Origin of the sequence: Pseudomonas sp. SCT (assembly GCF_003864275.1) — a bacterium.
GTDB classification, from domain to species: domain Bacteria; phylum Pseudomonadota; class Gammaproteobacteria; order Pseudomonadales; family Pseudomonadaceae; genus Stutzerimonas; species Stutzerimonas stutzeri_AE.
On the sequence record NZ_BDJA01000006.1, the window covers coordinates 1 to 14917 of the forward strand.

Genomic DNA, 14917 nt, shown 5'->3' on the forward strand with positions numbered 1-14917 from the left:
ACAGGATGACCGGATGATCCGGTGAGCGACGGCGATCTCCTCAGAAGCTACAGCCATACCGGTTGGGTATGAGAAGCTCCAAGGGCGAGCATGGCCCGGTTCTTATTGACTTTCTATTACACATAAATGCAGACATCAGCAATCGGGTGATGCGAGTGATGGCAGAGATGTTGCCGGGCATCGAGGTTTACTCCATCGATGAGGCTTGGGCCGACATGGCCGGAGTTGCCGACCCAGCTGAGCTGGGCCGAAGCATTCGCGACCGTCTAGCGCATGAAATTGGCATGCCGGTTGGGGTTGGTGTAAGCACGACCAAAACCTTGGCCAAACTCGCGAATTGGGCAGCGAAGAAATGGAAGAGCACTGGCGGCGTGCTCGATCTGACTGATCCTTTCCGCCAAGAGAAACTGCTTCGGTTGGCACCAGTTTCAGAGGTGTGGGGCGTGGGGCACCGCTCGGCTGCCAAGCTAGCAGCCCTGAACATTTCTACTGCTTGGGAACTGGCTCAGTTCGACATTGGCACATTGCGAAAGTCGTTCGGTGTGACTATGGAGCGCACGGCGCGTGAACTGCGTGGTGTGAGCTGTATTGGCTTCAATGAAGGCCCTCCTCCAAAGGAAGCCATCTGCTCGAGCAAGATGTTTGGAGCGCGTCAGACAGAGCTACCGCCGATTCGGGAAGCACTAGCTGCCTACGTGGCTCGAGCAGCCGAGAAGCTGCGCGCGCAGAACTCCCTGTGCAGCACTATCCAGGTCGGACTTCAGACCCAGCTGGCTGATCGCAATGCGCCACGTTACGCCGATGCCATCACGTTGGCCCTACCCTCCCCAACAGACGATACCCGCGAAATTTTGGCCTTGGCCCAGCGCGGTTTAGGGCAGATCTATCGTCCCGGCTACCCGTTCTCCAAGTGTTCCATTTTGCTCATGAATCTGAGCCAGCGCGGTGAGCTGACACCGGATCTTTTCGCACCCAAACCACGCCATGGTACACAGCAACTGATGGCAGTTATTGACCAGATCAACCGCAGAGAAGGAAGAGACACTGTGCGTATTGGGCGAGTGCCTGCTGCACCGGTTTGGGCGATGCGTCGGGAGATGCTAAGCCAGCGGTACACCACACGCTGGGAGGAAGTTATTGGCGTGCGAGGATAGGTTTGAATGAGCTGTCCGCTTGCGGCCAATAGCGGACAGTTGATAAACCAAAACGAGATGACCGCAGCGAGCATCGCTTCATCGAACTTTGTCCAGCTTCCCTTCAACGCCTCAAACTCCTTAAGCCCAGCGATAGGCCTGAATCTGCGCCGAGACAACATTTACACGCAGATCTAACAGTTCGATTTTTTGTCGAGGCCGGAATACACCCATACGCCCGAGACCACAAGCGAAAGCAGGGATATGAGCGCGTATAGAGAGATGATCAGGTTGCTGGCGTTAGTGGGCGCCGCGGGAGCTGCGGGAGCTGCGGGAGCTGCGGGAGCTGCGGGAGCTGCGGGAGCTGCGGGAGCTGCGGGAGCTGCGGGAGCTGCGGGAGCTGCGGGAGCTGCGGGAGCTGCGGGAGCTGCGGGAGCTGCGGGAGCTGCGGGAGCTGCGGGAGCTGCGGGAGCTGCTGATATTGTTATTCTTCTAATTATTTGACAGTAGAGGCTTGATGCCATTTTAGGATATTATATCATGCAGTTTTATGAGGGCGCGACAGAACGTTCAATCTGTAGGATCTTTTGAATGAGCTTTAAAGACGCTTTGTTTTTTGCTGCTTTAGCGGACTACCGCAACCGACAACATAACCGCGAAGACCAAATTCGGCGATTGCAGGACAACGTCGATAGATGGGAAGAGAGCTTGTCGAAGATGCGCAACGCTCTTCACCGCACTGAAGAAAATATTCGAAAGAACGAAGAACGGCTGTACAAAGCCAACTCTTTCCTCCAGCGCCTCTCTTCGCCTCAAACCCTTGAATGGCTAGAACGTCAGCAAAAAAACGCCCTTAGCAACAGAAGCGAAGTCAGGGAGGCTGCTCTCACTAAAATCAGAGATCACGAAAAGAAAGAACAAGACGTTAACGATCAGATATACAAGATGAAAAGCTGGATAAGCGAAAGCGAAGACAAAATCAGAGACATCAAACGTAAGATAAGTGACACTGAGTCCAAAATTTCTGACGTCGAATCCAAGATTTATCGAATGCGTTAATGCTAGGCCTTCAGTGTTGGTCGTCTTCCCCACGCAGGGGAAAGCTCAGCCAGCCCCAAAGGCCAGGACAGGACGCTGTTACCTCGGCATGGCCGAACTGATAATCAGCAGCGGTGTGATACCTTCTGCCCCCGTAGTCACCCTTATAATTATTATATCAGCTATTGCCTCTCAATATCGCGCATTCAACACTGGTGGTGTCAGGCGGAATAAATTTAATTAGATTAGCCTACAGTCTTAATGTAAGAGGTTTTCCAACCGCTAGAGCAAAGACCACACTTCCACTCTTTCGTCACCTTAAAATCTGTTTTAGTGACAGAGATTTCCTCTTCCTTCCGTGTTACATTATTTATGACGCTTCTTCTGACCGAGTATGTACCTGCATAATCTTCTGACTCCTTAACACATTTCGCCAAATTCGAGTTGCACTTTGCACATCTAACGTCCCGTGCTCCAGACTTGGAATACAAGATGTTGCAGTATATTATAAAACCAAAAGCAACCGCGCCAAATATGATCCCAAGATCTATGCTTTCTCTACTATCTGCCATAAAGCAAAACAATGAAACCATCGCCGCCACAAAGCCACATCCACCCCATATGTAAGCGGTGACCTTAATGTCATCGTCAATAACTTGGGAGGGATGAAGCTTCTTTCCATTCTTATCTGTCTTTTCTGGTTTCGTAGGAACTATCTTCGCTTTTTTATCAAGCGCTGGCATCGGATCAGACTTTGGCGTCGGCTTTTTCATTATTTTACGCTTAGCCGTTACTGCTATCCGGTCTTCCCTATCTGCTTTTAGACCACTTTCCATCGACACTCTCCCCAGAGCACAAATTCTTGTCAGCGTTAGCAGGTTATCAGTGGCTACCGAGCGATGTCATTATGCCGCATCACTGCTGCCTGAGGGGGAGGCTTTTCCTCATGCAGAGGAACGCCGCCTGTTCTACGTAGCACTGACGCGCGCCAAGCACAGGGTTTACCTGCCCTGTGACATGCGCAAGTGCTCGCCCTTCGTACAGGAGCTGGTCAAAAACGAGTATCCGCTGGATCTGGATGAATTCGCTGCAATTAGCGAACAGCTACATGCTCTAGAAGCACATTGCCCCGTCTGCAAGCAAGGTCATCTGACAGCTCGCACCAACGGGAAGACAGGCAGGGTATTCATGGGGTGCACTAATTACCCCGCTGCGGGCACACCGAGAATGGCTGCACAAAGTGCAACGCACCCAAGGAAATGGTCGGGCGATTCCGGCAATGCGTGAATGCGAGCTGCAGCTGGTAGATACCGATTTGCCCTTTGAGCGGGGGCGAGATGAGGTACAAGGCAGAGTATAAGTACTGGGGATGCTCTGACTATCGCAGCGACGATCCGGAGTCCTGTCGTCACAAGGAATATGGGCACATTGGAGCACCCCACCTAGGTTCAACAACATAACGTAAGGGCCTTTTGGAGAAGAGCATCGCTCCGTAACCTAGCGAAGTGCCATTCTGACGGCTCCGTCAACGCTCGCGTACCCCGCCATTTCTATTGGCCATCAAAAGCGATGTCCAGTAATCTCAGCCCTATAATGGCTATGCGACATCATGCATGAATGATCGTCGCCGCGAATTCCGTCGCGCTCTGTCGGCGGTGCTGAGACTCACACGGATTGCACTCGATGCTGCTCTTTGATCTGCTGAAACAGTGGGAGCCTGACTTCACACCCGGTTGCGCGAAGGTTCACTTAGCGCGATTCAACGGCAAGGAACATCCTCTGGATGTTTTTCTGGAGGGCCGTTTCGATAAGTGGCAGTCATGGCAATCCCAGCGAAGTTTCGAAAAAGATTATGTCGTATCGCTGATCCAGGCGGGACGCCCTACCCGTTGGCTATTTGCTGGACTATTTCGCAGGAAAGGTCGTTCGCATCACACCGAGCCACGAAGCCACTATTTATACGAACTAGAGCGTATCGAAGCGGCCGAAGAATGGGTCGGTCGACTCTACCTTAAGAGCACGTACAAGCATCGCCATTCGTATCCAAAGGGTAAGACGCTTGCGAATGATCTTGTCATCTCCGAACTGTTGCCTAGGCGGCTTACCATCGGTGATTTTCCAGGTTTCAAGTCAGTCAATCTGACCAAGGAGCATCTGGACATCGTGGTACGTCAGAACATCCCAACCTGGCGTGCAGCTTTGTCCAGCGTTAAAGGCATTTATCTAATAACAGACGTTGAGACCGGCAAGTTGTATGTCGGCAAAGCAGACGGTGAGAGTGGAATCTGGGGACGTTGGTGCACCTACGCGGCTACTACGCACGGGGGCAACGTTGCCCTCAAAAAAGAGTTCGGCATTGATGCACCGCCGGATCGGCAGTATCACCTTCGCTTCTCAATTCTGGAGGTCACTGATCTCCACGCCATGACCCCTGAGATTGATGCGCGGGAAAACCATTGGAAACAGATATTGCTGAGCCGAGATTTTGGCTACAACCGCAACTAGCCACCTGCGTTCCTACTGTTACCAGTGACAGCAAGTTAAGAACCCTGTCTAAAAGAACCTCGTCCCAAGGGTATTTGGATAGGGATACCAACAATGGGCCGCATAGGCTAAGGACTGCGACATGCAAGATCTAGATCACGATGATCAGCTTCCTCCACGAGAGTTCTTTACTGAGTTCAAGCTCAGCGATGCTTGGGACGAAACCAAAGATGAGTTTCGCTACGGCACTGTGAAGTCTAAAGCAACCTCTAGCGCCAAGCTCATCGGTAAATCTCTTTGGAATTTAGGGCTTCATGTCGCTAAGAACCTTCCTGAGCAACTCGAAAAGGCGAGAGCTGATATCGAAAAGAAAAACGAAGCACGTATGAAGACAAAAGAAATCTTCGAGCGCAAGTTGAACGGAGAACTCTACGAGATCGCGAAAAACAGCGGTGATAATGTAGAACGCCGAGTTGCTTACGACATCCTCAGAGCTCGCAAAGCTGAGCACGACGCCAACAAGGCATAAGTCCAGTCGTCGCCTTATGTCAGAGAGCCTGCCCATCAAGCTCTCTGCACAATCGCTACTCTTCCATGATACTGAATCTACCCAAGCTACCAAAGCAGTACACCAACCGCCAAAGCAAAAGGTGGATACGAAACGAGACAATTCTGACGGTATGAATAATCACGACCGTTGCCTTCCACACGGTTACTTCAAGAGCCCAACATCAAGAAGGCGAGCGTCGCGCTAGAAAGCACCACAGCGAAAAGAGCTATGGCCTGCTGCTGCACCCAGCTAGGCTTGGCCAACAGCTGCGCTTCCACCTGCTCAATTCGGCTGCGGGCTTGTTGCTGACTCTCTAGTAATTCGCACATCCTCGTTTCTATGCCTTCCAAGCGCTGGCTAACCACTTGGTTGATCTCGTTCAACGATGCCGTCATTGAAGCTGAAAGGCGCTCCCTCGTATTGATTTCGCTACTGAGAAGCTGGTTCACTCGTTCGATTTGCTTCTGCTGGGCCCCTTGTGCTTCGGCCTGCTCGGCTAACTGGCGTGAGGATGCTACGTTAAGCTGCTCCTGCATCCGGGTGCCGTTCGAGAAGGCCAAGGTCAGCTCCTGAAGCTCCATCTCATGGCTGTTCTGCGCGGCGGCCAATTGGTTCACTGCGTTCTTGCAGTACTCGTAACCATCAGACAGCACCAAAAGCTCATCGATCTGGTGCTTGAACTCGTAGAGCACCACGAGCGCGCCGTTTTGGTTGCCTTCCAGGGTCTGGGCATCCGCTTGTAGACGCTCGATCTCTCGCACCAGGGCATCATTAAAGCCGCGCAGCACGTTGTTATTAACGGTGTGCACTTGGGTTACCAATTGCAATACGCTCTGCGTCACTTCAAGACTCGCGCCAAACTCTGTCAGCAATCGGGCGAGGTCTTTGTCGCTCCTTCCCGACAAGCCACCCCAGAACGCGTTCCAGCTGCCCTGGTTCTGAAAGTCCTTTAGCTGCGATCTGGTCTTAGTGCCACGCTGTATCGCAGCGTTGAGCTTTTGCAGGCCTTCATGGAAGTCTTTCAGCTGGTTTTCTTCGGAGCGAGGCGCCGGAAGCAACTGCTGCGCAGGTTGTAGTGCTATTTCGTCAGCCGCCAACCCGGTAAGTACAAATCTGCCACCCAAAAAATTGAACACGTCAGGGTTCCTGCATAATTCGATTGGTCGGCAAGAGCGCCGAAAAGTCAATTGCACGCACGCTAACGTGCCGGGCCAGTCGTTCGCGATGCTGCATTACTTCTTTAGCCGTGGCCTCTACCGAATGAGCATATTCGATCAGCCCTTCGGCCATCAGCCATTCGTTCTCTTCTACCTTGATAAGCTGCAGCGCGGCCTCTCGTTTGGCTTCCAGCGACTCGCTCCACCCGGTCTTGAAGTCCACCAAATAAGCGACAATAGGGGGTACGAGGTTCTGTAGGTGATAGCTGCATAGCCCGAAGCCTATGGCTGACAGCACGCAAGATATATACGGTGCTGCCACCCCTGTTAGCGGTATTAGTTGCGACTCTATGACCGGCTCCAAGCCGTCCCATAGCACCAGCGTGCCGCTGACGACTACGGTCTCGACGATCTTCTTGATCAATTCTTCTCGGCTCATCGACTGTGCGCCTTTGTATAGTTGCCATGCGCCGTGAGCGAGATCGAAAAGGTTGCGAGCGAGGTTGTAGACCTGGCGGATCGCTTTGGACAGGGCATTGACGATGAATTCGACGATACCGTTTAGCAGTTTCAGGGGTGCCTCAATGATTTTCTCGATCACCGCCCAGATCTTCTTGAGAAAACGCTCCACTCGCTGTTTCAGCCGAGCAGTTCCACCCATGAACACGTCGACTAGCTCGTCTTTAATCGCCATGATAGCGGCGGAACTCAACTGTTCTAGCAATTGCCAGCCTGAATTTTTTAGCGCTTCCTTGCCAGCACCCAGTGCGACGTCAGTGGCATTTCCGAGTGTGTCTTTGAGCTTCTTAGCTTCGATGTTGCTGCGGATACCTTGTTCTTGATGCAGTTCTTGGCGACTGTTGATCGGTGGCTTTTCGGTCTTGATTAAGTGTGCTTCTAGGGCTGCAGCCGTTTCAGCCGAATCCATAGTTATGAACTTGATCTTGCATCCCGCTTCGATTTGCTCGGAAAGCTTGTAAGGTTCGCCTTTTTTGTTCCCTCTTTTATGGTCATTCAGATGCCCGTCCTGCCAACGCTGACGCATGTTCGTGCTATCGCCGATGTAGGCCAGGTTGCCACTCGCGTCATACACCACGTAAACGCCGGGCTTATCGGGCAGTTTACTGGTGCCGGAGGCATCAGCAGCGCTGAGGTTGATCTCGCCATCAAACTGCAAGGTAGCAAGTGAACCGATTCCCGCTGACAGGCTTTTCAGCAGAATCTCTTTCCACGCTACCCCTCGATTGGCAACATCCATCGCACTTTGCGCTGACGTAGCAGCAAGGGTGTCCTTTCCTGTCGTCAACGGGTCAGCTTTCTTGGCGTTGGGACGGGAATTGTTCTTGTTGCGAAACCCGGCGATCAGTTTTCGATTAGTGTTCTCAATCGCGCGATCGACGATAAGGCACGCCAATGGAGACAGTGACTTTTGTTCATATTGTGGGCCCATGATTCCTTCCCGAAACTTTCCTGCTTGAGACGCAGCGACGACGCTGACGCTATCAAAATGACAGTACGGGTTCCAGCTGGAATAACGGATTGAAGATGTGCGTGGAGTGAGCCGAGGCAGGACGGAGTGCTCTTGGCGCGCAGTGGCAGGCCCGCACCCGCGACACGCCGATGACAGCGTTTTCAGAGCTACGACCATCACCTACACCAAGCCAGTCAAACTCATGTGGGACTGGGGCCATAAGCCTTGCCACGCTTGGCGCTCAGCTATGCGAGGAAGCCATCTGTTGCAAAGAAGCGAATAAGAATGAGATGAACATCTCAAAGCTTGAAATTCTTTGAAAAAAAGCGTCTGATCGCGCCCGATTAATCCTCGATATTCGGACAGGGACGTATGGGTATTGTCAGATCTTTGTTTGGCTGGATGCAGGCCACCCCTGCCAGTGGCGACAATCCTGCCCTCTACCCTCTGGATTTCGATGAGCTGAAAAAAGAGCTGGGCGTCGTGGACGAGGCGCGGCGGATGGGCGTGCACAACAACCCACCGGAAGACAAGACGGGGCTCAGTGCCATAGAAGAGCGCATCGTGTCGCGTATCGAAGAATACCGGCACAAGGTGATCGGCTGGTCGCACGATCATATGGTGTATCTGAAGCGACATATGTCAGAGCTTGACGTCACCAAGGATATCAACCGCGCCCGCGAGTCATCGGAAGAATTCAAGCGACGCGCCAATGATGTGATTGCCTCTCACGATCATGAGTTGCATCAGCTTGATGCCGAAGCTCAGCGGCTGACAACAGAGCTAGAGCTCTTCAAGGCAAAGAATCGGTTAGATCGTGAGCCTAAGCAGCCCATGGGCGCTCTCTCCCGCTGGCTGTGGATTCTCATTATCGCCCTGCTCGTAATCCTGGAAGGCGCTGCGAACGCTTACTTTTTTTCGGCTGGGCTTGCCGGCGGCCTAGCGCAGGGCTTTGTTTATGCGGGCATGCTCTCCGCGATCAACGTGCTTGGCGGCTTCTTCATAGGTAAAAAGGGCCTGAAGTACCTGTGGCACGTCAGTCCCTTTGCCAAGCTTATCGGTGTAATCAGCTTGCTGGCCGCACTGGCACTACTGTTTGGTATCGCTCTGATAACCACCCATCTAAGAGACGCGTTTGCAGTAGTGACTCTTGATGGTGATGCTATGGCAATCGCCCATCAGACCATGCTCGCTTCGCCGTTCGGCTTTCACGGCATCGATTCGATCATCCTGTTCCTGATGAGCGCGATCTTCTCCATCCTTGCGCTCGTCAAGGGCCTCACCTGGGGTGACATCTACCCCGGATACAGCAGCACAAGTGACCGCGTTATTGAAGCCCGCGCCCTGCACGACAGTCAGGTTGAGCTAGTGCGCGATGAGCTGAGCGATCTAAAGGAGGAGTTTGAAAAGACGCTAGACAGCACCTTGGAAACTGCCAAACGTGACATCGTCAAGCTAAAAGAGCTCGCCGAGAACAAGTCTCTCGCCGGCCAACGTTTTACCAACTATCAGGGCAAGGCAGAGCATATGCTCCATGCACTGATCGAGCTGTTCAGAACCGAGAACACCATTCACCGCAAAACCCCTGCTCCCGCGTATTTCAACGAGAAGGTTCTCCTTCCCCCGGTTGAAGCCAAAGAAGTGGATCTTCAGGACGACCTTATAGACATCGCGCGCCAGGAAGCGCTGCTCGATGAGCTGCTGGCTCAGGTCGAACCTATCCGGGGCCAGATACAGTCCGCGTTCGTGAGCTGTTATGACCAGGTCACTCCCCTTCGCGATCATCTTAAATCGGCGTAACGTTCATGGCCCGTCGCAGCAAACTTGCAAGAAAGAAGAGCAATATAACTCTGGTGCTGATTGTGCTCGTGGGCCTGGCCATTGCCGGACTACTGGCCGGAGTGGTGTACCTGCTGCTCAACACAGAGGCGCCGCCCGATCCGGTGACCCTGTGCCCCGCCTCCGGCCCGACCGGTCATACCGTTGTCCTAGTCGATAATACAGAGCCCCTCAATTTCATTCAGCGCCAGGCGCTCACTCAGCGATTCAAAGAGCTCGCTGAAAAGCAAGTGCTTGAGGGGCAGATGATTTCGGTGTTTGTGCTCGGCGAATCCTTTGCCGACAACGCTATGCCGATTTTCGAGAAGTGCAACCCAGGCACTGGCGAAGGCAAATCCAAGCTCAATTCTAACCCAGCTCAGATCAAGGCGCGGTACATCAAGGAGTTCAGGTCGCCCCTGATGCAGTTACGCCAGCGGATCACGCTCGATAAGCCGTCTGACCGATCTCCTGTCTTTGAGATGCTGCAACTGGCCGCCATCAATGGCTTTAACCGCGTGGATGCACAAGGCCCCCGCACTCTAGTTGTGTTCTCTGACATGCTGCCGCATATGCCTGAATTCAGCATGTTCAAGAGCCTACCCGACTTCAAGACATTCTCGGCTGGCGCCTATGGGCGAAAGTCGCAAGCCAGCCTCGATGGAGTTGAGGTGCACCTTAATTACCTGATCAATTATCCGAATCTGCAAACCACCAAGCAGGCAGCATTTTGGGAGCAATATTTCGACAATTGCGGCGCGCAGCTGGTCGAAATCGATACCTTTGAGGGATGAATCATGAGTAAGGAAGCTGATTTTCAAATCAAGCTGCCGGTTCTGTTCGCGACGGCTTGCGTAGCCAAGATTGTTTGCCTAGTCGCTAGCTATCTGCTCGGTGAACTCCTGTTCACAGGGTTCATCGCTCCGATCACGATCATGTTTGCGTATGTCGTAATTGGAGGTAAGTACAAGACGTCCGACGTCTCAGACGAGAAGTTTGCTGATTCCTGCTATTACCTGGGCTTCATTTTCACCGTCGCCTCGATCATCGTATGCCTGATCGATTTGCCCAATATCCAGAACGACATGATCACCATCGCCACACGATTCGGCGTGGCGATGATCAGTACGATTGTTGGGCTAACGGTTCGGGTAATCCTGGTCAGCTTTCGGCCAAATATGGAAGATGCTCTACGCAACCATGAGCAAAGCGCGGTGGATGCTTCTCGCCGGCTAACCGACGAATATGCCCGTGCTTTTCAGGCGCTGGTTCATTTTCGTGGCGAGGTCTTAACGGCGACCACCGAATCGGTGAAGTCCGTCCGTGAGAGTTTCGATGAAATGGCCAAGGAGAGCGCTGCCCGCATGGATGCGCACGCCAAAGAGCTGTCCGAACAGATGGCAGTCCATTTCAAGGAATTGTCCGAGCGGATCAATTACGCGTTCATTGAGAATATCCGGGAGCTGAAGAAATCCTCGATGAGCCTGAACCTTGTCGTGGAAAAATACGCCCGTGAAACAGGCGAATCACTTGTACGACTCGACACCAGCGTCGGCGACTTCACCAAGTCCGTCAATGCTCGACTCGAGGCCGTTGCGTTTCCGGATGATTTATTTGCTCAGAAGCTGAACACGCCGCTCAACGAGCTCAACAACTCGGCGGGCGATGTTGGTCAGGTCATGCGCCTCGTCACGCGTGATATCAACGGCGCGGCCAAAGCTGTCGAGAAGAGTATCTCGAAAATCAATGAGCAGAGTGAGGCTATGAACTCGTCCATGGAGCTGGTGCGCTCCATTGCTGAGGAGCAAACACGTCTGGTAGGCCTCATCAGCGCCAGTCATGAGCTAGCCCTGAAGCAATCGGCTCAAAGCGATGCGGCTATCACGCGTCTATCAGCACAACAGCAGACTGTAAATGAGCGCCTTGACCAGCAAATCACCAACCTTAACGTGATGGCCAAGTCAGCAAATCAAATGTCCGACTCGGTCAGCGCGTTGGTCACTCAGATCAGCCAAGGTCAGCAAGTCACCTCCAAACTGCTAAGTACCGCCGAGAAGACCCACGATGATCAACAAACACTTCTCAATGGCCTGAAAGCAACTCTTGAATTGCTTCCGACGTGGGTCAATGACTCGCGGGCACAGTTTGAAGCTATGGGCGCACAAATCCGCGAAGCCCTGCAAAGCAATACTGCGTCAGCTCACATCATGAAAGCGGCGCTCGAGCAAAACGAGCAAAGCTTTGCAGGTGCGATCGAGAAGGTCGTGTGCTCTACCGACAGTTCGAATCGGCTTGCCAGCAAGCTTGATGAGGTCATCAGGAGTACGCTGGTGCAACAAGGGGCCCACAAAGGCCCTACTCTTGCCGCAGTGGCTGAATCGGGCGCATCTTCTCCCGAGGCTATCGACCACAGCTTGCTTGAAGGCGCTAAGAGCTGATGTCAGGCAAGAACGACCAGGTCTTTCAGCTCTCACTGACCGAAATTGCCTTCATGCTCACCTTTTTGCTAATGCTTGTGCTCGGCATGATGGTCGTTGCCCTGCAACGCGAAAAAGGCGATCTCATTTCTCAGCTTCAGAGCGAACAGGTGCTTCAGCAACAACACGCTGCGTTAACCCAAGCCAAGGACTTCATCAGTAGGCAACTTCAAAATCTGGGGGCAACACAACCCGACGAAGTCATCTCTAAGCTCGTACAGACGGCCGAAGCCAAGTCTGAGAACGAGCGATTAAAGGTGCTGCTCGAGGAAAAGGATGCAAAGTTGACCGCCATGGTCGAACTGGAGAAGGTTCTGGAGAAGATGAGCAAGGACAGCAACGCTCCGCTCGATCACATCCGAACGTCACTGGTTGTGATGTCAGAGCTCAGCGAACAACTAGGCGTCGCGCCTAGTGACAAGACTATTGAAGCCGAGGTAAACCAGATTCTCGAAGCAAGCAAGCTGATCGCCGCCCAGGCACCAAAAGATCTCGAATTGACGCGGCTGGAGCAAACCAGCGCCGTGGTTGCTGACGCTAAAGCGTACCGGGAGATCAAAACCAACAAACTGAACCCTGTCGAACTCAAGCGTGAAAACGCCAACCTGCGCGGACAGATGGTTTACCTGCAGAATAAGCTCGATGCTCGCGGCGGTATGGATTTCCCCCCCTGCTGGGCCGACGAGGTCACTGGTAAGACGCAACTGCTGTTCTCGCTTGTCTTGCGTGATGAAGCGCTCACGGTCAGTCCGGCCTGGCCGGAAAGTCGCAATCAGGACGCAGCTGATCTACCTAATATCGAGCGCATTTTGGCTAACAAAGACGTGAGCTACCCCGAATTCATCGGCTCTGTTCGCCCAATATTCGAGCAGTCGAAGAAGCAGGACTGCCGACACTTCGTCTTACTCGATAACACCATTACCGATGCGGTCAATTCAGACCGCAAGCGGCTGATGATCGAGGGCAGCTTCTACAAAATCGAGAAACGCAGATAACAAGGGCGAAGGCAAATGCTGGCCGTTGCGCATATGACTCGCTTCCTAATAGCGACCGTCGCCGCACTCCTCCTCTCTTCGAACACGCTCGCTGACGCCCCATCCAATTTCGCTGCGGCCAAGGTGCTGGCCAAGCAGAGGATCTTCTTCGATCAGTCCTCAAGCACACAGGGCGAGCTCTACTGCGGCTGCCAATGGACATGGACTGGCAAGTCTGGAGGAAGGATCGACCCGAAGTCCTGCGGCTATGAAACCCGCGCACAGCAGAACCGCGCCGCTCGGATTGAGTGGGAGCACATCGTGCCTGCATGGACGTTCGGGCATCAGCGCCAATGCTGGCAGAACGGCGGACGGAAGAACTGCATAACAGATGATCCGGTCTTCCGAGCAATGGAGGCAGACCTGTTCAACCTGTACCCATCTGTTGGTGAGGTTAACGGTGACCGCAGCAACTTCAACTACGGCATGGTCACCGGCCAAGCGCCACAATACGGAGCATGCACGACGCGGGTCGACTTTAAAAAGCGTGCCGCCGAACCACGAAACGAGGCTAAAGGCATCGTGGCAAGGGCGACATTTTACATGTTCGACCGGTATGGGCTTTCCATGTCTCGCCAACAGCAACAGCTGCTAATGGCATGGAATCGCCAGTATCCCGTAACCACCTGGGAAAAGGAGTGGAACAACCTTACCTCGAAGGTCATGGGCCACTCGAATCCGTTCATCACTGGTGATCGTTCTTGGAGTGCTGGGCACAAACCGACCCGCGAGGGACTCGTTAGCGCGATTCCTGCGCGTGCGACAGCAATGCCTACTGAGAAGGCCGATGTGGGTGTAGTCATCGGCAACCGCAACAGTAGGATTTACCACCTGCCCGAGGGCTGTCCTAGCTACGATAAGGTATCTCCAAAAAACCAAGTACCGTTCGCTACCGAAGCAAAAGCTGTTGCTGGCGGTTACCGGAAAGCAGGCAACTGTCGATAGCTTTGACGATCGAAAGCGGCCCAACTCGTGCGATGTAAGGGAGCCTAGCGCCACGAATCTGGGCTAGTAATGGGTTCAAATGAGCCGACTCAGGGAAGGATTGCTCGATGTATCTAGCAAATAGCAAAGCCGGGAGGCGCATACCCGCAACACGCGAAGAGAACGGGTTTTGCCCCAGCTGCAACGGGCAGCTGACCCCCAAGCTGGGCGATATTAACGAATGGCATTGGAGCCATAAGCCAGGCCAAGCTTGCAGTTATCGAAAGACAGCGACCTTCTGGCAGTACAGCTGGATACGTCATTATCACGCTTCAGGTGAGTGGGAGATGGAGACCAGCTTGAACGGGGTAGACTTCGATGGAATCCACCCCGAGAAGCGCCTCTCCCTGATGCTTGCTCAGAAACTGGATTTAGTTGCACTAAAGGCCTTCATAGACGCCTCAGCGCAGCACGATCTCAAGCCAGTTGTAATCTTCAACGCCAAAGCCTTTGGGGGATTTCAATTCCAAGACTATCGACTGAAGCACCGCAGACGCGGCGACAACAGCTGGATCTTCTTCTTAACGCACGCCTTCCAAGGACACAAACGTACAGCCTCCCTCTGGCTAGATATCGAGCAAGACAATCATCCTCATTTCGGCCTGAAGAGTGGTATATACAATTTGACGTACTCGTCTGACTGCCACGCCGCCGTTATTGTGAACCGCACAGCTAAGCAGAGATCAGCATTCCGCCCGTCTTCCACCTCGTCTGAATTTGACTCGGTGGAGAAGTAACTAAACAAACCTCCCTGGTAACCCCCATAGGATT

Annotated in this window: 14 protein-coding genes; 11 read left to right on the forward strand and 3 right to left on the reverse strand. The window is 53.2% G+C overall.

Translation table 11 applies throughout. The annotated features are described in order from the left end of the window. Positions 1 to 68 precede the first annotated feature (68 nt). Positions 69 to 1154 (forward strand): DUF4113 domain-containing protein, encoded by a 1086-nt coding sequence (locus tag BHD08_RS15320; RefSeq protein WP_125023329.1) that lies wholly within the window; start codon positions 69 to 71, stop codon positions 1152 to 1154. A 570-nt stretch (positions 1155 to 1724) separates the two neighbouring features. Continuing rightward, positions 1725 to 2192, forward strand: coding sequence for a hypothetical protein (locus BHD08_RS15330; protein WP_125023331.1), 468 nt, complete (start codon positions 1725 to 1727; stop codon positions 2190 to 2192). A gap of 224 nt (positions 2193 to 2416) precedes the next feature. Here BHD08_RS15330 and BHD08_RS15335 read toward each other — a convergent pair whose 3' ends face one another. Then, positions 2417 to 3007 carry a hypothetical protein gene (locus BHD08_RS15335; RefSeq protein ID WP_125023333.1) on the reverse strand — a complete coding sequence of 197 codons (591 nt, stop codon included), beginning with the start codon at positions 3005 to 3007 and terminating at the stop codon, positions 2417 to 2419. 49 nt (positions 3008 to 3056) lie between these two features. Here BHD08_RS15335 and BHD08_RS23530 point away from each other — a divergent pair, with 49 nt between their 5' ends. From BHD08_RS23530 to BHD08_RS15350, 3 genes are all read left to right on the forward strand, one after another. Further along, positions 3057 to 3458: a 3'-5' exonuclease gene (locus BHD08_RS23530; RefSeq protein WP_125023335.1), complete on the forward strand. Its 402-nt coding sequence runs from the start codon at positions 3057 to 3059 to the stop codon at positions 3456 to 3458. Between the two features lie 396 nt (positions 3459 to 3854). After that, positions 3855 to 4676 carry a GIY-YIG nuclease family protein gene (locus BHD08_RS15345; protein WP_125023337.1) on the forward strand — a complete coding sequence of 274 codons (822 nt, stop codon included), beginning with the start codon at positions 3855 to 3857 and terminating at the stop codon, positions 4674 to 4676. 121 nt (positions 4677 to 4797) lie between these two features. Beyond that, positions 4798 to 5184: a hypothetical protein gene (locus BHD08_RS15350; protein ID WP_125023339.1), complete on the forward strand. Its 387-nt coding sequence runs from the start codon at positions 4798 to 4800 to the stop codon at positions 5182 to 5184. Between the two features lie 188 nt (positions 5185 to 5372). On the opposite strand, the gene BHD08_RS15355 is transcribed toward BHD08_RS15350, so the two are convergent. Together BHD08_RS15355 and BHD08_RS15360 are read right to left on the reverse strand one after the other, a co-directional pair. Beyond that, entirely contained in the window at positions 5373 to 6341 is a 969-nt protein-coding gene (locus BHD08_RS15355; RefSeq protein WP_125023340.1) for a hypothetical protein, read from the reverse strand. Between the two features lies 1 nt (position 6342). Then, positions 6343 to 7812: a nucleotide excision repair endonuclease gene (locus tag BHD08_RS15360; protein WP_160128660.1), complete on the reverse strand. Its 1470-nt coding sequence runs from the start codon at positions 7810 to 7812 to the stop codon at positions 6343 to 6345. A gap of 393 nt (positions 7813 to 8205) precedes the next feature. Here BHD08_RS15360 and BHD08_RS15365 point away from each other — a divergent pair, with 393 nt between their 5' ends. The 6 genes from BHD08_RS15365 to BHD08_RS15390 all read left to right on the forward strand — a co-directional run bounded on the left by BHD08_RS15365 (position 8206) and on the right by BHD08_RS15390 (position 14883). After that, positions 8206 to 9633 carry a hypothetical protein gene (locus BHD08_RS15365; RefSeq protein ID WP_125023345.1) on the forward strand — a complete coding sequence of 476 codons (1428 nt, stop codon included), beginning with the start codon at positions 8206 to 8208 and terminating at the stop codon, positions 9631 to 9633. A gap of 5 nt (positions 9634 to 9638) precedes the next feature. Then, a complete protein-coding gene (locus BHD08_RS15370) occupies positions 9639 to 10445 on the forward strand; it encodes a hypothetical protein (RefSeq protein WP_125023347.1) in 807 nt (268 codons plus the stop codon). Positions 10446 to 10448: 3 nt separating this feature from the next. Continuing rightward, the gene (locus BHD08_RS15375) at positions 10449 to 12089 is read left to right on the forward strand and encodes a hypothetical protein (protein ID WP_125023349.1); all 1641 of its coding nucleotides are present in this window, start codon (positions 10449 to 10451) and stop codon (positions 12087 to 12089) included. Continuing rightward, a complete protein-coding gene (locus tag BHD08_RS15380; RefSeq protein ID WP_125023351.1) occupies positions 12089 to 13123 on the forward strand; it encodes a hypothetical protein in 1035 nt (344 codons plus the stop codon). The genes BHD08_RS15375 and BHD08_RS15380 overlap by 1 nt, the downstream gene beginning before the upstream one ends. A 33-nt stretch (positions 13124 to 13156) precedes the next feature. Further along, a complete protein-coding gene (locus BHD08_RS15385) occupies positions 13157 to 14107 on the forward strand; it encodes an endonuclease (protein ID WP_125023729.1) in 951 nt (316 codons plus the stop codon). A gap of 107 nt (positions 14108 to 14214) precedes the next feature. Further along, on the forward strand, positions 14215 to 14883 hold the full coding sequence (locus BHD08_RS15390) for a competence protein CoiA family protein (protein ID WP_125023353.1): 669 nt from the start codon (positions 14215 to 14217) through the stop codon (positions 14881 to 14883). Positions 14884 to 14917 lie beyond the last annotated feature (34 nt).